The sequence below is a fragment of the Thermodesulfobacteriota bacterium genome (assembly GCA_026415035.1).
In the GTDB taxonomy this organism is placed as follows: Bacteria; Desulfobacterota; BSN033; order BSN033; family UBA1163; genus RBG-16-49-23.
Map to the genome: position 1 here is coordinate 1 of JAOAHX010000056.1, position 682 is coordinate 682.

Annotated in this window: 1 protein-coding gene; it reads right to left on the reverse strand. The window is 47.2% G+C overall.

What is annotated here, in order from left to right; genetic code table 11:
* Nucleotides 1-587: GAF domain-containing protein (locus N3G78_14840; protein MCX8119192.1), on the reverse strand; the 587-nt coding region annotated here is incomplete at its 3' end.
* Nucleotides 588-682 lie beyond the last annotated feature (95 nt).

A 682-nucleotide genomic window follows, 5' to 3' on the forward strand; every position in this document is an offset into this window, starting at 1 on the left:
TCGATCCGTTCGGGCAACAATTGGGTGAGGGTCTTGATAGCAACCAGGGGGTTCCGTATTTCGTGGGCTAGACCCGCCGTCAAAGTCCCGAGGGAGGCCAAACGGTCCGCCCTCCGAATGTAGGATTTCGATTTCTTGAGATCTTCGAAAAGCTTTGCATTCTCAAGGGCGATCGCCGCCTGGTACGCCAGCGTAGTAAGAAGATCGATATCCTCTTGGTAGTAAAGGTCTTTATTTAATTTATGGCTCAGGTTAATGACGCCTATCAATTTCCCTTTGGAAAGGAGGGGAATGCTAATCTCCGCCCCCAATAACCCCATCTGTTGAAGGACATCCCTTAACTCGCGAAGATTTGCTCCCTTGGCTATTTCCTCCCTTACCACAATTTCCTTAATCTTCTGAAGATACGCGATGAGAGGCGATTCCCTTGATAAGATGGGGGGAGAAAATAAGTTGAGAGACTCCGATAATTGGTACTCGCCCTTTTCATCGTTTATGAGGAAAAGAGAGGCCTGTCCGACTCCCATCGTTTGGGTAATAGTCTCAATGATTCGCTTGGAAAGAGAGGGAAGGTCAAGGATGTTCACCATGACCTTGCTAAATTCCCCCAGCGTTTTTCGGTAATTATAGCGGTCTTTGAAAATAAATTGATCGACCACTTTCTCCGTTCTGGGTTTAATGC